Source organism: Microbacterium shimangi (assembly GCF_043556445.1).
Classification (GTDB): Bacteria; Actinomycetota; Actinomycetes; order Actinomycetales; family Microbacteriaceae; genus Microbacterium.
The window spans coordinates 64,256-83,424 of sequence record NZ_JBIGII010000011.1; the positions used below are offsets into that span (position 1 = coordinate 64,256).

Below are 19,169 nucleotides of genomic sequence, written 5' to 3' on the forward strand. Positions count from 1 at the left end.
GGTCAGTCTACCGATGGGTGCGGCGGACGCCCGTCGGGCGTTTCGTCGCCCCCCTCGGCACCACCACTCGCGCCTCCCCCGCGCTCGAACCCGGGGATCGGCTCGGTCGCATCAGCGTCCCTCTCGGCGCCCGGCCCGGCGCCCGGCTCGGCGGGCGCTCCGGCTTCGGGCATCCCCGCGTCGTCGTCCTGCGACGACACCGCGCCGGTTTCGGCATCGCCACTCGACGCGCCCGGCGCTTGCCACGGGTCCGTCGCCGGGAAGGGCCGCTCTGCCGACGAGAACGGATGCGCTGCGGCGAGCCGCTCCCACGCGTCGAGCCCTGACGCGGTGGAGTCGGAGCGCTCGACGGGGGCGGATGTCGTCGCCACCGCGCTGCGTGCCGCTTCGGCCCGTCGCGGCAGAAGCAGGAGGATGGCGGCCCCGACCAGGATCTCGGTGCCGATCGCGAGGGCGACGACACCCGGCTGTGGTCCGAGCTCGGCGAGCCTCCCGGGCCCGATCGAACCCGAAGCGAGGGCGGCGAACAGCGCGGCGAGCCCCGCCGTCACGACCGACACCGCCACCGCGAGAACGAGACGCACGCCGAACCCGCCGTCGTGGTCAGCCAGGGCACTCGGCCTCGCTGCCAGGCGTGAGCGCAGCATCCACCCGGTGAGCACCCCCACACCCACCGGCAGAAGCGCGAGGAGCAGAAGCCACGGCGTCGACGACTCGGGCACCGCTCCGAGCACGGGTATGCCGGGCAGCACGCCGACCTGTGTTCCGGCGGGCGAAACGGCGGAGCCGGCACCGACCGCGAAACCCGGGCCCGCGACGAACGCGAGCCCCCACATGATCAGGGTGGGGAGGTAGGCGAGCTGCGCGAGGGCGAGCACGACGACCCCGACCGCGTCGACGTGCGCGGCCTCGAAGAGGGCGACCACCTCGCCGCCGCTGAGCAGCACCGCCACACCCGAGACGGCCGCGCCGACACCGAGGAGCCCCGTCGCGGCCACGGCGGTTCCGCGCACGATGAGGGCGGGCAGCGCGCCCCAGGCACCCCGCTGCGTCCACGTGCGCAGGCGCGCGATCGCGCCCCGCTCTTCGAGACGCCAGCCCTCGATGAACGCTGCGGTGAGGGCCGGGAGGCCGAAGACGAGCGCGGGGTAGAGGATCGCCCGCCAGAGCTCCGCGGTCGCGAGGGTGTTGACGGTCGTCAGCGCGACGACCGTCGCGAGGGCCGTGAAGACGAGGGTTCCGGTGACCGCCCCCGTCGCCGGTGCCCCGGCCTGCGCGGCTCGCCGACCGGAGCGCGCAGCGAATGCTCCGGTGAACACCGCGAGCGCGAGCGGGGCCAGCGACAGGGTGAACGACGCCGCCGCCGGGTCGATACCGGTGAGGGTGAGGTATTCGGCCGGCAGCGTGACCGCGAGCGGTACGAGGTGGCCGAGCTGCCATACGGCACCGCTCGCAGGCCACAGCGCGGCCCAGTCCGCCCCGGATCCGAGACCGACGACCCAGAGGAGCGTGAGCGGCGCGAGCACGATGGCGACGCCGCCCGCGGCCGCGATGACGGCGTCGAGGGCGGCGAGCAGGGCGACGAGAAGGCGATGCATGCCCGAACGACCCTACCCGCGGCGACGGCGGGTCTTGCGGCGGCACGGCGGAACACCACGCCCCCGAGGGCGGCGAGAGTGCGCGCGGGTCAGCCGGTGACCGGATCGAGCACGAAGACGGCGATGCGCCGATCGGTCTTGGTCTGGTAGACGTCGTAGTCCGGCCAGACCGCCGTCGCCCGTGCCCACCAGGCGGTGTACTCCTCACCCGTGGCTTCGTGCGCGAGATAGTCGCGGGTCACCGCACCGTCTTGAAGCTCCACCTGCGGGTTCTTCGCCAGGTTCCAGTACCAGGCCGGCGCCTTCGGCGCTCCGCCCTGCGAGGCGACCACCGCGTAGCTGCCCTCGTGCTCCACCCGCATCAGAGCGGTCTTTCGCAATGCACCCGACTTCGCCCCGATCGAGGTGAGCACGATGATCGGAACACCCCGCAACTCGGCGGCTTCGGCACCGCCGGTGGCCTCGAAGGTTTCAGCCTGGGTGCGCGCCCATTCAGATGTACTCGGCAGGTATTCCCCGGAAAGTGGCATGTCTCCCACCCTATGGCGCCGATGAGAGAGGGCGGATGCTGCGGCCGTGGCCAGCGTCTCCGCTGAGCCTGCCGCAGCATCCGCCCGTCTGAAATGTCGGTCGCTGCGCTGCTTACAGCGCGGCGATCACCTCGCGCATGAGCGCCGCTGTCTCGCTCGGGGTCTTGCCGACCTTGACGCCGGCGGCCTCGAGGGCCTCCTTCTTGGCCTGCGCGGTGCCCGCCGAGCCCGAGACGATGGCACCCGCGTGGCCCATGGTCTTGCCCTCCGGCGCCGTGAACCCTGCGACGTACCCCACGACGGGCTTCGTCACGTGCGCCTTGATGAAGTCGGCCGCCCGCTCTTCGGCGTCGCCGCCGATCTCGCCGATCATGACGATCGCCTGGGTCTCGGGGTCGGCCTCGAAAGCGGCGAGCGCGTCGATGTGAGTGGTGCCGATGACCGGGTCGCCGCCGATGCCGATGGCGGTCGAGAAGCCGAGGTCGCGCAGCTCGAACATCATCTGGTAGGTCAGGGTGCCCGACTTCGACACGAGGCCGATGGGTCCCTTGCCGGTGATGTTCGCGGGGGTGATCCCGACGAGGGCCTCGCCCGGCGTGATGATGCCGGGGCAGTTCGGCCCGATGATGCGGGTCGTCTCGCCCTTCGACTTCGCGTACGCCCACGCCTCGGCGGTGTCACCGACGGGCACTCCCTCGGTGATCACGACGAGCAGGCCGATCTCGGCGTCGATGGCCTCGATCATGGCGTCTTTCGTGAATGCGGGCGGCACGAAGGCGATCGACACGTCGGCGCCCGTCTTCTCGATCGCCTCGGCGACCGAAGCGAAGACGGGGAGCTCGACGTCGTTGCCGTCGACGTCCTTGTGGGTCACGGTGGTGCCGGCCTTGCGGGCGTTGACACCGCCGACGACCTGGGTGCCCGCCTTCAACATCAGCGCGGTGTGCTTGGTGCCCTCGCCGCCGGTGATGCCCTGGACGATGACCTTGGAGTCCTTGTTGAGGTAGATCGACATAGTCCTAGTTCCTAGATCCGGGATGCTGAGGGGTCAGGCGTTCGCCAGCGCGGCGGCCTTGTCGGCGCCCTCGTCCATACCGGCGGCGAGGGTGACGAGCGGGTGGTTGGCGGCGGCGAGGATCGCGCGACCCTCTTCGACCTGGTTGCCGTCGAGGCGCACGACGAGCGGCTTCGAGGCCGTGTCGCCGAGGATCTCGAGGGCCTTGACGATGCCGTCGGCGACGGCGACGCACGAGGTGATCCCGCCGAAGACGTTGACGAACACGCTCTTGACCTGCTCGTCGCCGAGGATGACGTCGAGGCCGGCGGCCATGACCGTCGCCGAAGCTCCGCCGCCGATGTCGAGGAAGTTCGCGGGCTTCACGCCGCCGTGCTTCTCGCCGGCGTAGGCGACGACGTCGAGGGTCGACATGACGAGCCCCGCTCCGTTGCCGATGATTCCGACCTGGCCGTCGAGCTTGACGTAGTTGAGGTCGTGCTCCTTGGCCTTGGCCTCGAGCGGATCGGCGGCGTCCTTGTCTTCGAGCGCCTCGTGCTCGGGGTGGCGGAACGCGGCGTTCTCGTCGAGCGAGACCTTGCCGTCGAGGGCGACGATGTCACCGTCTTCGGTCTGGACGAGCGGGTTGACCTCGACCAGCGTCGCGTCTTCGCCGGTGTACACGGCGTAGAGCTTCACGAATACGTCGGCGACCTTCGGGGCGAGTTCGTCGTCCCAGCCGCCGGCCTTCGCGATCTCGAGTGCCTTCTCGATGGTGATGCCCTCGATGGGATCGACCTCGATGCGGGCCAACGCCTCGGGCTTCTCGACGGCGAGCTGCTCGATCTCCATACCGCCTTCGACGCTGGCGAGGCTCAGGTACGAGCGGTTCGACCGGTCGAGCAGCACCGAGAAGTAGAACTCCTTCGCGATGCGTGCGCCGGCGGCGACCATGACGCGCTTCACGACGTGACCCTTGATGTCGAGACCCAGGATGGCCCGCGCTGCCTCGAAGGCCTCGTCGGGGGTCTTGGCGACCTTCACGCCGCCGGCCTTTCCGCGGCCGCCGACCTTGACCTGGGCCTTGACGACGACGACGCCGCCCAGCTTCTCAGCGGCCGCCTTCGCCTCCTCGGGAGTGTCGGCGATGATGCCGGCAAGTACCGGTACCTCGTACTTTTCGAACAGATCGCGTGCCTGGTACTCGTACAGATCCACGGAGAATCCTTCGCTGGACGACGGGGAGAGTGTGGCCGGAAACGTCTTGATATCAAGAGATCGACCATCGGTCAGCCTACTACCGTGCGCTCTCAGACCCGACCGCGGTTCGGGTCTGGATGCGGCGGGCGCTCACCCCGCTCGCGCAAAGACCCCGCATCAGATCTTGCGCGCACCGCCGTCGAGACGGCGCAGATCGGTGGTCGCCGGACCTTCGATGCGCGTTCCGTCGGCGGCGAACCGCGAGGCGTGCAGGGGACAATCCCACGTGCACTCGAGATCGTTCCACGCGAGGACCCCACCGAGGTGCGGGCAGATCGCGTCGACGGCGCGCGTCAGCCCGTTCGCCGTCGACACCCCCACCGGGCGTCCACCGCGCTGGGCGACGACGCCGACTCCCTCGGCGGGCCGGGGCACGGGCACCGGGGCCGACTCCGCCCCTATCCACCCGCGCGCCGCCTCCGCGGCCACGGACGCATTCTCCGCGGCGCCGAGGGCGAGGTCTGCCGGCATCGTCATGCGGGTGCCGATCACGGTCATCCAGGTCGGTTGCGCGCTCCGCTTCTCGCCGCGCAGCTCGGACACGAGGCGCATCGCCGCCGCCGGCCCGTTCGTGAGGCCCCATTTGGCATAACCGGTCGCGAAGCTCACCCGGCCGAGCGTGCGCGGCATCGTCCCGATGAACGGCACGAGGTTGTGCGATCGGTAATCCTGCGCCGACCATCGGTGCGTCTCCTCGCCCACCGGAAGATATCGTCGCGCCCACGCCACGAGTTCGTCCACCAGCGCCCGCTCCGAATCTTCGCGTCCGACGGGGTGTCCGGCCCCGCCGATGATCAGCTGGGCGCCGCCGACGGCGCGCTCTCCCTCTTGGACGAGACGGATGGAACGCGTCGGGGCATCCGCCGACAGGTACATGCCCTCGACGGTCTCCCCCTCGAGCTGGAACGAGACGCACGACGAACGCAGCCCGCTCGTCTTCGCGAAATAGAGCCCGCGGTCCATGATCGGGGTCGCCGTCGCGAGCACGATCCGATCGGCGAAGAGCTCCCCCGCATCGGTCTCGACCGTCGGACGCGGAATCACGCTGACGCGGCGCACCGGGGTCCGCGTGTACAGGCGTCCGCCGGCCGCCACGAACGCCTCGGCGAGCGCCCGGGCGAAGCGAGCGGGGTCGAGCGCGATCTGATCGTCGAGTGCGACGGCCCGGGTGATCGGGAACGGGGCGTCTGCCATCTCGGCGACCCCCACGATGCGCGTGTCCAGACCCGCTTCGACAGCCGCGGCGTGCTCGTCCTGGACGGCGCGGATTCCGCTCCCCTCCTGCGCGTACGTGTAGGCCGTGCGGCGCGCCACGGGTACGCCCAGATCGCGTGCCGTGTCGGCCACCCAGTCCGCGCCCGACCGGTTCGCCTCCACATAGGCACGAACGAGTCCCGCGGGGTGGTGACGCCGGAGTTCCGAGAGCGTCGTGCCCTGCAGCAGCGAAACCTTGCCGGTGTTCGAGCCGGTGGCGAGTTCGGCCACCTCACCCTTCTCGATGACGGCCACGTCGACCCCGGCTCGCACCAGCATCAGCGCGGTGGAGAGACCCGTGATGCCGGCACCCACGACGACGACGTCGTGAGAGCTCCCCGCCTCGAGTGTCGCGCCGGTCACGGGCGGGAGATCGTGCGTCCACAGCGAGGTCATGACGGCCAGTCAACGCGGGCCGGCAGCACGGTGCAGGTGGGTTGACACGGCGTCCGCGGCGAAGCATCCGCTCCCGCGCCCTCCCGAGTCGGTAGCGTGGATCCCATGAGCGATGCTGCTGCTTCTTCCCTCCCCGGTGAAACCGTTTCGCACTACGACGTGCTCGGCCGGCGGGGCACCGACTACTACGCCGTCTTCGCAGACGTCGAAGGAGCCGACCTCGACGCCTGGAAGCGCGCGCAGACCTTCATCGACGAGGTGGGGACGCGCATGCAGGCGGCGTGGGACGCGGCCGACTATCCGGTCGACCTCGTGCCGCGCATGGGCGAGCTGGAGTTGTTCGCCGACGGCATCGACGATCCCGAGCTTCCTGTCTCCTCCCCGCTCGCGGCCGGGCTGATCAACATGGAGGTCTCGCGCGGCGATGGCTCGCTCGGCACGATCGTGGCCGTGCAGGGCGGGCTCGCGCTCCGCACCCTCGCCCTCTTCGGTTCGGCTGCTCAGCGCGACAGGTGGCTGCAGCCGCTGTCGCGAGGCGCCGTGCTGGGCGCTTTCGCCCTGACCGAACCCGATCACGGCTCCGATTCGGTGTCGCTCGATACGGTGGCGCGCCGCGACGGCGACGAGTGGGTGCTCCGGGGTACCAAGAAGTGGATCGGCAGCGGCGCCTCCGGCGGCATCACCTTCGTCTGGGCGCGTGTCGACGACGAGGGCGCCCCCGAGCACGGGGCGGTGCGCTGCTTCCTCGTCGAGCAGTCCACGCCGGGGTACACGGGGACCGTGATCCCCGGAAAAGTCTCGCTGCGCGCCATCCACCAGGCCCACATCGCGCTCGACGATGTGCGGCTCCCGCTCGACGCCGTTCTTCCCGGAAGCCGGAGCTTCAAGGATGCGTCGACCGTCCTCTACGCGACGCGCTCCGGGGTCGCGTGGTCAGCCCTCGGACACGCGACCGCGTGCTACGAGGCCGCCCTGTCGTACGCGACCCAGCGGGTGCAGTTCGGAAAGCCCCTCGCGAAGTTCCAGCTGATCCAGGAGCGCCTGACGCAGATGCTCGCCGATCTGACGGCTATGCAGCTCTACTGCCGACGACTGGCCGACCTCGAAGCATCCGGCGGTCTGCGGCCCACCCAGGCATCGCTCGCGAAGTACCACAACACGCGGGCGGCGCGTCGGGTGGCGGCGACAGCCCGCGACCTGCTGGGCGGTAACGGCATCCTTCTCGAGAACGGCGTGATGCAGCACATGGCCGACATCGAGGCCATCCACACCTACGAGGGCACCGAGAGCGTGCAGGCGCTGCTTCTCGGTCGCGACATCACGGGGATGAGCGCCTTCGCCTGAGCACGGTCCACCCCGGCCGCAACCCCCACGCGCGCCAGCACCGAACGGCTACCTTCGGAGCATGAGTCTGTTCCGTCGCAAGCCCGTGAACGAGGGCGCCATCGCGTCTGCCATCGAGCACACCACCGATCACCCGCCCCGCAGCCTCTGGGCCGACGGATTCGGTCGTCTCGCCGTGCGCGGCGTGCAGATCATCATCGTCGTCGCGCTGCTGGTGGGGATCGTCTGGGGAATCCGTCAGGTGACCCTCGTCGTGATCCCGCTCATCCTCGCGCTCATCTTCGCCTCTGCTTTCGGGCCGTTCACGATGTGGATGCGGCGTAAAGGCGTGCCTTCTCTCATCGCCACCCTGCTGACGCTCCTTGCCGTGGTCCTCGTGCTGACCGGTCTCGGCTGGCTGGTGGTGCGGGCGGTCATCGACCAGTGGGACGACCTCTACTCGCAGGCGCAGGACGGCTTCTCGCAGGCAGTGGACTGGTACCACACGCTGCCATTCTCGATCCCGCCCGACCAGATCGACAGTGCCCTCGCGGCCATCGGCGACTTCGTCACCAGCGCCCAGTTCGGCTCCGGTGCGCTGGCGGGAGTGAGCGCGGTCGCCTCGTTCGTCACCGGCTTCGTCCTGCTGATCGTCATCCTCTTCTTCTTCCTTAAAGACGGCCCGCGCATGTGGGAGTTCGTCCTCCGCCCGTTCCGCGGCAGCGACTACGACCGTGCCCGCCGTATCGGCGACAAGACGGTCACCGTGCTCGGTTCGTACGTCCGCGGCACGGCCGCGGTCGCCGCCGTCGACGCCATCGGAATCTTCATCGGGCTCCTCATCTTCCAAGTGCCGCTCGCCCTTCCGCTCGCGGTTCTGGTCTTCCTCCTGGCGTTCATCCCGATCGTCGGTGCGGTGACGGCGGGAGTCCTCGCGGCCCTCGTCGCGCTCGTCGCCAACGGCCCGTGGGTCGCGCTGGCCGTCGTCGGTGTTGTCCTCGTCGTGAACCAGCTCGAGGGCAACTTCTTGCAGCCCGTGCTGATGGGTCGCACGATGCGACTGCACTCGTTCGTGATCCTCGTCGTCCTCGCCGGCGGCACCGCGATCGGTGGCATCCTCGGAACGCTCCTCGCCGTACCGCTCACCGCGGTCGTGTGGGGCATCGTCTCGGTCTGGAACGGAACCGATGAGCCTGCCGAGTGGGCCCAGCGCAAGAAGCGCGCGCATCCGGTCCCGCTCGCGGGTGGCGAGGGGTGACGCCGTGGGGTACGACATCCCGGCTCCCATGCTCGCGAAATCCGTACCCGACGTGCCTCCTCCCTCGAAGGTCGAAGGCGGGCTGAGCTACGAACCGAAGTGGGACGGGTTCCGCGCACTGGTGTCGTGGAACGGCACCGACGTCGAGATCGGCAGCCGCGGCGCGAAGCCCCTCACACGGTACTTTCCCGAACTCGTCGAGGCGTTCTCCCGGTTACTGCCGGAACCGTGTCTGATCGACGGCGAGATCGTCGTGGCGCGGGGTGAAGCCGGTGCGGAACGCCTCGATTGGGAGTCGTTGTCGCAGCGCATCCACCCGGCGGCGTCGCGGGTCGCGCTCCTGGCCGACCAGACCCCGGCGATGTTCATCGCGTTCGATCTGCTCGCGCGCGGCGACCGCGACCTGCAGCCCGAGCCGTTCTCCACCCGCCGCGCCGAGTTGGTCGACCTGCTGGGGGGCCTTTCGCGGGCCCTCTCCGCAGACGGCTCGGGTGACCTGCCGGACTTCGGGACGCGCGGGCCGATACACGTCACCCGCACGTCGGACGACCCCGACGTCGCACGTCGCTGGCTGGCAGAGTTCGAGGGCGCCGGGCTCGACGGCGTCGTCGCCAAGCCGCTCGCCCAGCCGTACTCCCCGAACAAGCGCACCATGTTCAAGATCAAGCATGCCCGCACCGCCGATGTCGTCGCGCTCGGTTACCGCGTGCACAAGTCGGGCAAGGGCGTGGGGTCGCTTCTGGTGGGCCTCTACACCGCTGAGGGCACCCTGATGGGTGTCGGCGGTGTCGCGGCGTGGAGCAACGAACGCCGGCTCTCGCTCATCGACGAGCTCGCCCCCCACGTCGTGCGCGACGATGCCGGCGACGCGGTCACGGGTGAGACGGATCGCTCGCGGTTCTCGGCATCGAAAGACGTGTCATTCGTTCGCCTGCGCCCCGAGGTCGTCCTCGAAGTGAAGTACGACCAGCTCGAGGGCTATCGATTCCGTCACACCGTGCAGTTCGAACGCTGGCGACCCGACCGCGAACCCCGCTCGTGCACCTACGAACAGCTCGACGTGGCGTCGGCCTACGACCTGGGCGCGGTGTTGGACTGACGATCGCGGGCGACGCTGCGGACCATCAGGCCGACCGCGACGACGGAACCGCCGGCGAGCAGCAGCCACAGCATGGCCTCGCCGCCTGTCGGCGGCAGTTCGCCGGACGCATCGTTGTCGGGGCCCGATGTCGCCGTCGGCGTCGGGGTGGGAGTCGGAGGAGCGTCGGTCGTCGGTGACGCGGAGGGTGTCGGGGCAGGCGTGCGCGCCGGAATCTCGACGACGAGCGTCATCGACTCTTCATCTTGTGTCGGTCCGGCGATCGCGGCCGTCGCGGGCAGCACGAGCACCGCCGCCAGCAGAGCCGTCGCGATGAACGTCGGTGCTTTTCGTCGACCTGATATCCGCATGTGTACTCTCCGGTTCTCGGTCTGCGCCGACCGCTCGAGGTTGCTCAGCGGTCCATCACCTGGGCCCACGTTACCGCGCTCACCCTGCGTCGGGTCAACCACGGTTGTCGCAGAGGCGACACGGAGGTGAACGACGCGCGTCGACCACCTCGCCGGCGGAGTTCACGACTGCTCGGGGTGGCGGGCCCGCGACGGCTGTACGCGGGGCGGCTCCCCCGGCATCTTCGGAAACTCAGGAGGGAACGGCAGTTCGCCGAGGCCGTCGCCCAGGTCGCGTTCCCACCATCCCAGCAGCACGTCGATGGGCTTCGGCTCGTCGAGCATCCCCTTCCAGGGATCGCCGACCTCTGCGAGCCGCGCCGGAATCGACCGCACGGTGAAGGCCGACGCGTCGACCGTGTCGAGTTCGTCCCAGGTCACCGGTGTCGACACGGTGGCCGCCGGCAGGGCGCGGGGCGAGTAGGCCCCGGCCATCGTCCGGTCGCGGTTCGCCTGGTTGAAGTCGACGAAGATGCGCTCACCCCGCTCCTCCTTCCACCAGCTCGTGGTCACGCGGTCGGGCATGCGTCGTTCGAGTTCTCGAGCGGCCGCGATCACCGCATGGCGCACGTCGAGGAACTCGTGGGTGGGCTCGATCGGACAGAAGACGTGGAGTCCGCGGTTTCCGCTGGTCTTGACCCAGGGCTCGAGCCCCGCCTCGCGCAGCACCTCGCGGAGCCCGTGCGCGGCGGCGACCACCTCGCGAAATCCCGTTCCCGGCTGGGGATCGAGGTCGATGCGCAGTTCGACCGGGTGGTCGGTGTCACCGGCGAGCGAGGCCCAGGGGTGGAAGACGACGGTGTTCATCTGCGCTGCCCACACCGCCGCGGCGATCTCCGTCACGACGAGTTGCGGATGCTTTCTTCCGCTGTTGTAGGTGACGGTGACCGCCTCGACGAAGTCGGGCGCGCCCTTCGGGGGGTTCTTCGAGAAGAAACTCTCGCCGTCGATGCCGTCGGGAAACCGTTCGAGCGAGACCGGACGGTTGCCGTTGGCGGCGAGGAACGGCGCGGCCACAGCGATGAAGTACTCCGCGAGTTCTCGCTTGGTGATCCCCGACTCCGGCCACAGCACTCTGTCGGGACTCGAAAGGCCCACCTCGCGCTCACCGTCGGGGCCGGGAACGGTCAGGGTGATGCGCGCAGACGCCATTGTCCGACCCTAGAGCGAGCCCGCAGAATCCGTCACCCCTTCGACGGCAACGGAAGCGACCTACGCCTGGGGGATGACAGCGGCCAACTCTGCGCGGGAGAGACGGATCCACGGGCCGCCCGAGTCGACGATCACTCCCGTGAGACCGGTGTCAGCCGCGAGGGCCCTCCCGAGCTGGTCGACGGTGACCGGAAGCGGCTGATCTCCGCGTCCGAGGCTCAGAACCTCGAGAGGATGCGAATACACCTCGAGGTACCGATCGCCGGCGGCGGTGCGCGACTCGGCGATTCCGACGGGCCCGCCCTCGTCCGTGCGGCGGGCGGCGATCCACAACGGGGCGACGCCCAGCGCCGCGGCGACCGCCGCGGCCGTATCGTCGGCGCGTGGTCCGGCCAGAAGGGATTTGAGGGTCAGTGGCGCATGCAGTTGATCGACCGCGCGCTGAAGCAGCGGCTTCGGCAGCACCGCGCGTGCGGGCGCCGACGACGGGTCGATCACCATGCCGTCGTAGGGCCCGTCGAGCACGTGCCGCAGCACGGTCAGCACGGGCTGCGCCACGGCAGACGTGTCGGCGTCGCCGTCGGCCGTGACGCTCGCCTGCAGCGCCGCGCCCGAGCTGTACACGAGCACGTGCTGCTTGTCGCCACGACGGGTCACGGCCAGCGGTAGCCCGCGCCCCTCGGCGAGCAACGTCCGCGCGTCACCCTTCACCCGGAGGTACAGGTGCCCCTGCAGCAGCTGGCGCGCCACGTTCATCAGCGACGTCGGCGTCGGCGGGTCGGGGAGAGCGGCGAGCGCATCGCGGAGCAGCACGTTGTCGTGGACACCGGGGATCGACTCGGTGGGCTCGGGGGCCTCGGCGGGTACCGTGCGAGGGCGCGACGGCCCGCCCACGTTCGGCGCGGGGGCGGCGGGCGGCGCATTCGACGCCGGCGACTCGGGAGCCGCACCGACGCCGCGGAACGCGGAAACGGAGATGCCGACGGATGCGGCGGGGGAGGCTTCCGGGTCGGGTGGCGTCGACGGGGGTCGAGCTGCGGCGCCACGCGGATCGACGTCGCCGTCGACATCTGCGGTCGCGGGACGGTCGGGGTTCTTTCGACGCGAGAAGAAAGCCATCGCAGCCAGCCTATCCGCCGCCCTCTGACGAGGAGGGGTCGGGTCGCGCCCGACGGTGGGACGTCTCGGTGGTCGCCCCCGGGTGTACCGCTCGCCGGAAACGCATGTTTAAATGTCGCCTGTCGGTCCGAGGTCGACGAGACCGCGATGTCGGAACCCCGCGCTTCACTAGGGGAAGAGGTCGTGCCCACCTCGCCCACCGTGACGGCTGTCGATCGGCGAGAGGGGAGCCGCGATGAGCGACGACGAGAATGCGAGCCCAGGAGGTCACGACGCCTCGCGCTGCGCGTGGGTGTGGTGCACCACACCCCACGGGGAGACAGTTCACGAGGCCGACGAAGACCACCGGAGCGCGGGTTGCACGGCTTTCCTCGTTCGACGAGGTGACGGCGCACACGCCGGGATCGAGGTCGAGGTGGGCCTCCTCCGCCGTCGCACCGACGCGCAGACGTGGCTCGTCGTCGAAGACGGCCGAGGAATCCACGTCGAGATCGCGGTCGAAAGCGCTCGTGACCTGCTTCGCGCGCTCAGCGCCGACCCCGCGGTGGCCCGCGAACTGGGGCTCGCGGTCGACCCCGGTCAGAGCTTGTGAATCGGCGCGATCTTGATGAGCAGCTTCTTGGCGCCGACCGAGTCGAACCGCACGTGGGCGACGCGCTTCGCGCCCTCCCCCGTGACGGCATCGACGCGCCCCTCGCCGAAATCGTCATGCCGGATGCGGTCGCCCGACCCCAGTTCCATGTCGCCGTTGTCTCGCACCTTGGCCGGAATGCGATTCGGGAACCGGTCGATCGAGGTCGACTTCGGCGCGAGATCGTCGCCGTACCGCTTCGCCCCCCAGCTGCCGGAGTCGCTGCCGCCCGAGCCCGACGGACGAGCGTTCAACGCACGTGAACGCGAGCCTCCACGGGAGTTCACATCGCCGGGCGATTGACGCCAGTCGATGAGTTCAGCCGGAATCTCCTGCAAGAACCGACTGGGCATCGCGACCGTCACCTCGCCGAACTGCGCCCGCGTCATCGCCAACGACAGATAGAGCCGCTTTCGCGCGCGGGTGATGCCGACGTAGAAGAGCCGACGTTCTTCAGCGGGTCCGCCCGGCTCGCCCGCAGACATGCGGTGAGGCATCAGGTCTTCCTCCACCCCGGTGAGGAAGACCGCGTCGTACTCGAGCCCCTTTGCCGTGTGCAGGGTCATGAGCGAGACCGAGCCCGACGCGTCGTCGAGGTCATCGGCGTCGGCGACGAGCGCCACCTCGCCGAGGAAGTCGATGACCGTCCCCTCGGGGTTGTTGCGGGCGAACTCACGCGTGACCGCCACGAGCTCGTCGAGGTTCTCGAGTCGCGCCTCGTCTTGCGGATCGCGGCTGCGACGAAGGGCGTCGAAGTAGCCCGACTTGTTCAGAAGAAGCGTGAGGCCCTCGGCGACCGCCGTCGGCGGCGCAAGCTCACCGGTCGCGGGCAGCATGATCGCGGTCGCCTCGGCGAGGATCGCGTCGAGCTGGGCGATCGCCGCTTGCAGCTTCGGCCCGACTCCGAGCGCGGAGGAGTTCGCGAGAGCGTCGCGGAAGGTGATCTGCTGATCGGCCGCGTAACGCGCGATCGCGGTCTCGGTGACGTCGCCGATACCGCGCCGCGGCCGGTTCAGGACGCGGCGCAGTGCCATCTCGTCTGCGGGGTTCGCGACGGCGACGAGGTAGGCCAGGGCGTCTTTGATCTCGGCACGCTCGTAGAACTTCGTGCCGCCCATGATCTTGTACGGCACCGCCGACCGGATGAAGATCTCTTCCAGCGCGCGCGACTGCGAGTTGGTGCGATAGAAGACCGCCATCTGGGAGTAGTCGATGCCGGCCTTGCGCAGCGACTCCGTCTCATCGGCGACGAACTGCGCCTCGTCGTGCTGCGAATAGCCGGTGAAGCCGATGATCGGGTCGCCGGCACCCACATCCGTCCACAGCTTCTTGTCTTTGCGGTCGAAGTTGTTGCTGATGACGGCGTTCGCGGCGGAGAGGATGTTCTGCGTCGACCGGTAGTTCTGCTCGAGCAGCACCACCTTCGCGCCGGGATAATCGCGCTCGAACTCGCTGATGTTGCGGATGTCGGCCCCGCGGAAGGCGTAGATCGACTGATCCGAGTCTCCGACCACTGTCAGCGAAGCCGCGCCGTTGTCCTCCGGCTCTGGCGACGGGTCGGCCTCGAAGATCATCATTCCGCCGCTGGAGGCGACCGGCTGGCGGCCGGTCGCTGAGCCCGCCGAAGTGCCGATCGGACGCGTGAGCTCGTGGATGAGCGCGTACTGCGCGTGATTCGTGTCTTGGTACTCGTCGACCAGGATGTGCCGGAAGCGCCGCCGGTACACGTCGGCCACGTGCGGGAAAGCACGGAAGAGGTAGACGGTCTGCCCGATGAGGTCGTCGAAGTCGAAGGCGTTGGCCTTCTGCAGCTCGCGCTGGTACGCGGCGAAGATCTCGACGAACACGCGCTCGACGGGGTCGCTCATGTTCGCCTGGCGTCGATACGACTCGGCGTCGGCCAGCTCGTTCTTGAGCTTCGAGATGCGGCTCATCGTGCCGGCCGGTGTCAGCCCGAAGGCGTCACCCTCGTGCTCTTTCACGAGGCGCTTGATCAGAGCGCGCGAATCACCGGAGTCGTAGATCGTGAAGGCCTTCGTGAACCCGAACTGCTGAGCCTCGCGCCGCAAGATGCGCACGCACGCGGAGTGGAACGTCGAGATCCACATTCCCTCGGCCGTGCTGCCGATCAGCGAGCGCACGCGCTCCCGCATCTCGCCGGCCGCCTTGTTCGTGAACGTGATCGCCAGAATCTGACTCGGCCAGGCTTCGCGGCTGCGCAGGAGAGAGGCGATGCGGCGGGTGAGCACGCTCGTCTTGCCGGAGCCCGCACCGGCGACGATCAGGAGGGCCGGCCCGCGGTAGGTGACGGCCTCGAGCTGCGGGGGGTTGAGGCCGGCGAGGAGTTCGTCGTCGGGGCGAGGAACGTGGTCGGCCTTGTCGAACCGCTCGCGGTCGCCGCCGAGGATGAGGGGCGTGGATGCGTCGGTCATATCCCCCCAAGTCTAGGCGGGGGCCCCGACGTCCGTACCTTTCGCCGGGGCGCCGCGGTGGACGCAACCCGGGTCACGAAAGGGCCGCGGATGCTGCGCGCACCTGAGCGAGGGCGTCGTCGAGCTGACTCAGACGGGCGTCCGCGCGCTCGACCGCCGTGGCCATCATGCGCTCGTACCCCGCGACCGACTCGCCGGCGCGCGACGCCCGCACTCGGGCACGGTCGAGCCGCTCGGCGAGGGCGACGGCATCACGGTGGCCTCCCAGAACGTCGTGCAGGTGGGATCCGGCTTTCGCTGCGACGGCCGCAGCGTCGGCGAGCGAGGCGGGTCCTGCCGCGACGACGGCCTCTGCGGCGTATCTCAGGCGGCGACCGGCTTTGCGCACATCATGCAGGCTCTCGAGCGATCCGTCGAGGCGTGATGCGGCCTTCTTCACCCGTCGCACCTCCTTGCGCAGCACGGCGGTGAATGCCGTGACCGCGTCGAGGTCGGTGTCGACCAGCGGAGGGTGCGCGGCGAACGTGTGGAGGTCTCGCATCCTCGCCTCGGCCCGCGGCTGGTCGCGCAGTCGCACCAGCCGCGCGTGACGCCGTGCGTACTCGGCCAGCGGCTCGTCGACGAGTCGGCGACGCAGGGCCTCGTCATCGATGCCCTCGGCCTTCATCGCCGCATCGGTCTCGGCCGCCACGACCTCGGCGTCGCGAACCGTTCCGAGCTGCGTCCCCCACTCCCGCAGCTGCCCCCGCACCCGCTGCGTGGGGCCGGGCTCGAGCTGGTCACCCAGCATGGCCAGGATGCTGCGGAACCGGCGTACACGCGTGCGGTGGCGGTGCACGCCGTCGGGCTCGTCGGCCAGCGCGGCCTGCTCCGTGTCGAGCACCCGCCCCGCGGCGGTGCGGATCATGGTGCGGACGACTTCGTCCAGAGTGTTCTCGGGTGTTGCCATCCGCGCATTTTATGCCGTGCCGCACACAACGGTCGCGCGCGGTGACGCGAGACGCGACGACTCCCAGCGAAATCATCGGTCACAACCCTCGACCGACGCGCGGCGCGGTCCTAACGTGAAACCGTCATCGCGGCGATCCGGGCGGTCCCGGGCACCGGCTCATAACCGGCTGTGTGGCGGGTTCGACTCCCGCCGTCGCGTCCACTGCCGGTCACCGTCGCTTCGGCACCGGGTTCTCGGCGACCCGTTCCGCAAGGCTGGTCACGGCAGCGCGAACGGCGTCGCGGAGGTCGCGCGCGCCGTCGGCCTCCCAGTTCGCCGGGTCGGGGAACTCCCACTGCACGTGCTCGCCGACGATCGGACCGGGCAACGCGAGCCCGGGCTTCATCGTGACGACGATGTCTGCCGCCGCGAGATCCTCGGCGGTGACCGCACGCGGCCTGGCCGCAGAAGTGTCGATGCCCAGCTCGGCGAGGGTGCCCGCGATGGCCGGGTTGATCGCCTCGGCAGGGGCGGTCCCCGCACTCGTCGCGGAAAGTCGATCGCCCGCTACGTGGGCGAGGAGGTGTGCTCCGAGCTGCGAGCGGCCGGCGTTGTGCGTGCAGATGAACAGCACGGTGGGAGGGGTGGTCATGCGCGGGCTCCCGTCGGCCGGGTGTCGCGCGACCAGCTCTGAGTCGCGACCTGCACGGCGTCCCACGGGGAGCCGAGCGGCGGCGTGTACGAGAGATCGAGGTCGCTGATCTGCTCGACGGTGAGGCCGGCGAACAGGGCGGTGGCGTAGGTGTCGACACGCTTGGCGGTCTCGGTGCCGAGGCGTCCGACGAGCTGAGCGCCGAGGAGACGACCGGTTCCGGTGTCACCGGTGATGCGGATGCTGATGGGTTGAGCGCCGGGGTAGTACCGCTTGTGGTCATCGGCGACGGCTTGCGTGGTGGCCGCGATGAATCCCGCGTCGAGGGCCTCGTGCTGGCGGAGTCCCGTGCGGGAGGCGACGAGATCGAAGACCTTCACGACCTGGGTTCCGACCGATCCGGCGAAGCGGGCGGCCCCGCCCAGGGCGTTCTCCCCCGCGATGCGCCCCTGCTTGTGGGCGGTGGTGCCGAGGGGAAGGTAGGTGACGCCGAGGAGGCGGTGATGCGTGGTGACCCCGTCGCCGGCGGCGAACACTCCCGGAAGCCCGGTTCGCATCTGCTCGTCCACCACGACGGCGCGCCCCGCCCCGAGGGTGGCACCGGCGCTCTCGAGCAGCTGCGTGTTCGGGCGCACGCCGACCACCGCCAGCACGAGATCCGCGGTGTGGAGCACCTCCGCCCCCTGGTGGGTCGCGTGCACGGTGAGACCGGTGTCGGTCTTCTCGACGCCGCGGACGGTGGTGCCCGTGTGCACGGTGACACCGTGACGGACGAGCTCTTCGTGCACGAGCGCACCGAGCTCGTCGTCCAGAGTGGACAGCACCTCGGGCCCGCGCTGCAACTGAGTGACCGCGATGCCGCGCGCGGTGAACGCCTCGGCCATCTCCAAGCCCACGTACCCGGCTCCGATGATGATCGCCGAACGGGGCGACCGCTCGGTGAGATGCGTGTTCAGCGCGAACGTGTCGCCCATGGAGTGGATGACGTGCACCCCGTCGTCGGGGCCGAGTGCATCGAGACCGGCGATCCCCGCGTGAGTGGGAAGTGCCCCGGTGCCGACGACGAGCGCGTCGTAGCCGATGACCGACTCGGCACCGCGCTCGTCACGGACGGTCAGCTGCTGGCCTGCGACGTCGATGTCCGTGGCGAGGGTGTTGAGTCTCAGGCGCATGCCGGTCGCTTCGAGGTCTGCGTGGGTGCGGTGGGCAAGTGATTGCCACGGCCGCACTTCTCCGGAGAAGAAGTAGGGGATCCCGCAGATGGAGTAGTTCGGGTAGGCGTCGGCCACGACCACGGTGACATCGACGGTGGGATCGAGCTCGCGGGCGCGCAGTGCGGCGGAGATTCCGGCGTCACTGCCACCGATGGCGACGATGTGCATGAGTGTCCTTCGTGTCAGGAGATGGTCTGCGGCACGACGACGTCGTCCGCGGTGGGCGCGCCCGCACGGGCGCGGGGGAACAACAGGGCGGCGAGCGCAGCACCGAGAGCCGCGCCGACAAGCTGCGCGGCGAGGAACGCGAGCGCGGATGACGGGGCGATACCGGCGAAGGTGTCGGTGAACATGCGCCCGACTGTGACGGCGGGATTGGCGAACGAGGTCGAGCTGGTGAACCAGTAGGCCGCACCGATGTACGCCCCGATGGCCGGCGCCGCGATCAGTCCGGCGCCCGTGCGCGCCAAGCCGACCACCAGCAGAATCAGCCCGGCGGTGGCGACCACTTCACCGAGGAGGACGCCCGCGCCCACCCGCTCCGTCGTCGACCACGCGGTCGGCGCGTCGAACATCAGATTCGCGAGCACGGCTCCCCCGATCGCGCCCACCGTCTGCACCATGACGTACACGATCGTCTCCATCGCGGGCAGGCCGGACCGTGTCCTGCGGCCGAGCACTGCATCGACGAGCGACACCATCGGATTGAAGTGCGCACCCGACAGGGGGCCGAACAACAGGATCAGAACGGTGAGGCCGAAGGCGGTCGCCGAGCTGTTTGCCAGCAGTTGGATGCCCGCATCTCGGGACAAGCGCGACGCGGCGATACCGGAGCCGACGACGACCGCGACGAGGAGCCCGGTCCCGAGCGCCTCGGCGACAGCGCGGCGCATCAGATGCGTGTGATCCATGGTGCTCCTCAGCTTGACAGCATCAC

17 protein-coding genes and 1 tRNA gene are annotated in these 19,169 nt (G+C 69.8%); 5 read left to right on the forward strand and 13 right to left on the reverse strand.

Annotated elements, in window-relative coordinates; all coding sequences use genetic code 11:
* Positions 1-2 precede the first annotated feature (2 nt).
* The 5 genes from ACFXQA_RS15080 to ACFXQA_RS15100 all read right to left on the reverse strand — a co-directional run bounded on the left by ACFXQA_RS15080 (position 3) and on the right by ACFXQA_RS15100 (position 6,032).
* Positions 3-1,598 carry a cell division protein PerM gene (locus ACFXQA_RS15080; protein WP_394520709.1) on the reverse strand — a complete coding sequence of 532 codons (1,596 nt, stop codon included), beginning with the start codon at positions 1,596-1,598 and terminating at the stop codon, positions 3-5.
* 89 nt (positions 1,599-1,687) lie between these two features.
* Positions 1,688-2,128: a nitroreductase family deazaflavin-dependent oxidoreductase gene (locus ACFXQA_RS15085; RefSeq protein WP_394520710.1), complete on the reverse strand. Its 441-nt coding sequence runs from the start codon at positions 2,126-2,128 to the stop codon at positions 1,688-1,690.
* Positions 2,129-2,240: 112 nt separating this feature from the next.
* Positions 2,241-3,143 (reverse strand): succinate--CoA ligase subunit alpha, encoded by a 903-nt coding sequence (gene sucD, locus ACFXQA_RS15090; protein ID WP_394520711.1) that lies wholly within the window; start codon positions 3,141-3,143, stop codon positions 2,241-2,243.
* Positions 3,144-3,176: 33 nt separating this feature from the next.
* Entirely contained in the window at positions 3,177-4,340 is a 1,164-nt protein-coding gene (gene sucC / locus ACFXQA_RS15095) for an ADP-forming succinate--CoA ligase subunit beta (RefSeq protein WP_394520712.1), read from the reverse strand.
* A 159-nt stretch (positions 4,341-4,499) separates the two neighbouring features.
* Entirely contained in the window at positions 4,500-6,032 is a 1,533-nt protein-coding gene (locus ACFXQA_RS15100; protein WP_394520714.1) for an FAD-dependent oxidoreductase, read from the reverse strand.
* Positions 6,033-6,137: 105 nt separating this feature from the next.
* Between ACFXQA_RS15100 and ACFXQA_RS15105 the strand changes: the two genes are divergently transcribed.
* The 3 genes from ACFXQA_RS15105 to ACFXQA_RS15115 all read left to right on the forward strand — a co-directional run bounded on the left by ACFXQA_RS15105 (position 6,138) and on the right by ACFXQA_RS15115 (position 9,712).
* Positions 6,138-7,376 (forward strand): acyl-CoA dehydrogenase family protein, encoded by a 1,239-nt coding sequence (locus ACFXQA_RS15105; protein WP_394520715.1) that lies wholly within the window; start codon positions 6,138-6,140, stop codon positions 7,374-7,376.
* 61 nt (positions 7,377-7,437) lie between these two features.
* On the forward strand, positions 7,438-8,613 hold the full coding sequence (locus ACFXQA_RS15110) for an AI-2E family transporter (protein ID WP_394520716.1): 1,176 nt from the start codon (positions 7,438-7,440) through the stop codon (positions 8,611-8,613).
* A 4-nt stretch (positions 8,614-8,617) separates the two neighbouring features.
* Positions 8,618-9,712 (forward strand): ATP-dependent DNA ligase, encoded by a 1,095-nt coding sequence (locus ACFXQA_RS15115; protein WP_394520717.1) that lies wholly within the window; start codon positions 8,618-8,620, stop codon positions 9,710-9,712.
* Here ACFXQA_RS15115 and ACFXQA_RS15120 read toward each other — a convergent pair.
* From ACFXQA_RS15120 to ACFXQA_RS15130, 3 genes are all read right to left on the reverse strand, one after another.
* Positions 9,685-10,062: a hypothetical protein gene (locus ACFXQA_RS15120; protein ID WP_394520718.1), complete on the reverse strand. Its 378-nt coding sequence runs from the start codon at positions 10,060-10,062 to the stop codon at positions 9,685-9,687. The genes ACFXQA_RS15115 and ACFXQA_RS15120 overlap by 28 nt on opposite strands.
* 162 nt (positions 10,063-10,224) lie before the next feature.
* Positions 10,225-11,253 (reverse strand): non-homologous end-joining DNA ligase, encoded by a 1,029-nt coding sequence (gene ligD, locus ACFXQA_RS15125; protein WP_394520719.1) that lies wholly within the window; start codon positions 11,251-11,253, stop codon positions 10,225-10,227.
* Positions 11,254-11,313: 60 nt separating this feature from the next.
* Positions 11,314-12,372 carry an SseB family protein gene (locus ACFXQA_RS15130; protein WP_394520720.1) on the reverse strand — a complete coding sequence of 353 codons (1,059 nt, stop codon included), beginning with the start codon at positions 12,370-12,372 and terminating at the stop codon, positions 11,314-11,316.
* Between the two features lie 235 nt (positions 12,373-12,607).
* Between ACFXQA_RS15130 and ACFXQA_RS15135 the strand changes: the two genes are divergently transcribed.
* Positions 12,608-12,964, forward strand: coding sequence for a hypothetical protein (locus tag ACFXQA_RS15135; protein WP_394520721.1), 357 nt, complete (start codon positions 12,608-12,610; stop codon positions 12,962-12,964).
* Here ACFXQA_RS15135 and ACFXQA_RS15140 read toward each other — a convergent pair.
* Together ACFXQA_RS15140 and ACFXQA_RS15145 are read right to left on the reverse strand one after the other, a co-directional pair.
* A complete protein-coding gene (locus tag ACFXQA_RS15140; protein WP_394520722.1) occupies positions 12,952-15,435 on the reverse strand; it encodes an ATP-dependent helicase in 2,484 nt (827 codons plus the stop codon). The two genes, ACFXQA_RS15135 and ACFXQA_RS15140, sit on opposite strands and share 13 nt — an antisense overlap.
* A gap of 73 nt (positions 15,436-15,508) precedes the next feature.
* Complete coding sequence (locus ACFXQA_RS15145) at positions 15,509-16,384, reverse strand: CHAD domain-containing protein (protein ID WP_394520723.1); 876 nt, start codon at positions 16,382-16,384, stop codon at positions 15,509-15,511.
* Between the two features lie 128 nt (positions 16,385-16,512).
* On the opposite strand from ACFXQA_RS15145, the gene ACFXQA_RS15150 reads away from it, so the two are divergent.
* A tRNA-Met gene (locus ACFXQA_RS15150) sits at positions 16,513-16,588 on the forward strand.
* A 7-nt stretch (positions 16,589-16,595) separates the two neighbouring features.
* Here the strand turns inward: ACFXQA_RS15150 and ACFXQA_RS15155 are convergent.
* The 3 genes from ACFXQA_RS15155 to ACFXQA_RS15165 are packed head-to-tail and all read right to left on the reverse strand — an operon-like array spanning position 16,596 to position 19,143.
* The gene (locus ACFXQA_RS15155; protein ID WP_394520724.1) at positions 16,596-17,018 is read right to left on the reverse strand and encodes an arsenate-mycothiol transferase ArsC; all 423 of its coding nucleotides are present in this window, start codon (positions 17,016-17,018) and stop codon (positions 16,596-16,598) included.
* Positions 17,015-18,400: an FAD-dependent oxidoreductase gene (locus ACFXQA_RS15160; RefSeq protein ID WP_394520725.1), complete on the reverse strand. Its 1,386-nt coding sequence runs from the start codon at positions 18,398-18,400 to the stop codon at positions 17,015-17,017. Before ACFXQA_RS15160 ends, ACFXQA_RS15155 begins: the two co-directional genes overlap by 4 nt.
* Positions 18,401-18,414: 14 nt before the next feature.
* Positions 18,415-19,143, reverse strand: coding sequence for an aquaporin (locus tag ACFXQA_RS15165; protein ID WP_394520726.1), 729 nt, complete (start codon positions 19,141-19,143; stop codon positions 18,415-18,417).
* Positions 19,144-19,169: the final 26 nt, after the last annotated feature.

Coding starts and splice junctions, on each gene's coding strand:
- ACFXQA_RS15080 (WP_394520709.1), bottom strand. CDS start 1,598: ATGCATCGCCTTCTCGTCGCCCTGCTCGCCGCCCTCGACGCCGTCATC.
- ACFXQA_RS15085 (WP_394520710.1), bottom strand. CDS start 2,128: ATGCCACTTTCCGGGGAATACCTGCCGAGTACATCTGAATGGGCGCGC.
- ACFXQA_RS15155 (WP_394520724.1), bottom strand. CDS start 17,018: ATGACCACCCCTCCCACCGTGCTGTTCATCTGCACGCACAACGCCGGC.
- ACFXQA_RS15135 (WP_394520721.1), top strand. CDS start 12,608: ATGAGCGACGACGAGAATGCGAGCCCAGGAGGTCACGACGCCTCGCGC.
- ACFXQA_RS15165 (WP_394520726.1), bottom strand. CDS start 19,143: ATGGATCACACGCATCTGATGCGCCGCGCTGTCGCCGAGGCGCTCGGG.
- ACFXQA_RS15120 (WP_394520718.1), bottom strand. CDS start 10,062: ATGCGGATATCAGGTCGACGAAAAGCACCGACGTTCATCGCGACGGCT.
- ACFXQA_RS15160 (WP_394520725.1), bottom strand. CDS start 18,400: ATGCACATCGTCGCCATCGGTGGCAGTGACGCCGGAATCTCCGCCGCA.
- sucD (WP_394520711.1), bottom strand. CDS start 3,143: ATGTCGATCTACCTCAACAAGGACTCCAAGGTCATCGTCCAGGGCATC.
- ACFXQA_RS15140 (WP_394520722.1), bottom strand. CDS start 15,435: ATGACCGACGCATCCACGCCCCTCATCCTCGGCGGCGACCGCGAGCGG.
- ACFXQA_RS15145 (WP_394520723.1), bottom strand. CDS start 16,384: ATGGCAACACCCGAGAACACTCTGGACGAAGTCGTCCGCACCATGATC.
- ACFXQA_RS15105 (WP_394520715.1), top strand. CDS start 6,138: ATGAGCGATGCTGCTGCTTCTTCCCTCCCCGGTGAAACCGTTTCGCAC.
- ACFXQA_RS15130 (WP_394520720.1), bottom strand. CDS start 12,372: ATGGCTTTCTTCTCGCGTCGAAAGAACCCCGACCGTCCCGCGACCGCA.
- ACFXQA_RS15100 (WP_394520714.1), bottom strand. CDS start 6,032: ATGACCTCGCTGTGGACGCACGATCTCCCGCCCGTGACCGGCGCGACA.
- ACFXQA_RS15110 (WP_394520716.1), top strand. CDS start 7,438: ATGAGTCTGTTCCGTCGCAAGCCCGTGAACGAGGGCGCCATCGCGTCT.
- ligD (WP_394520719.1), bottom strand. CDS start 11,253: ATGGCGTCTGCGCGCATCACCCTGACCGTTCCCGGCCCCGACGGTGAG.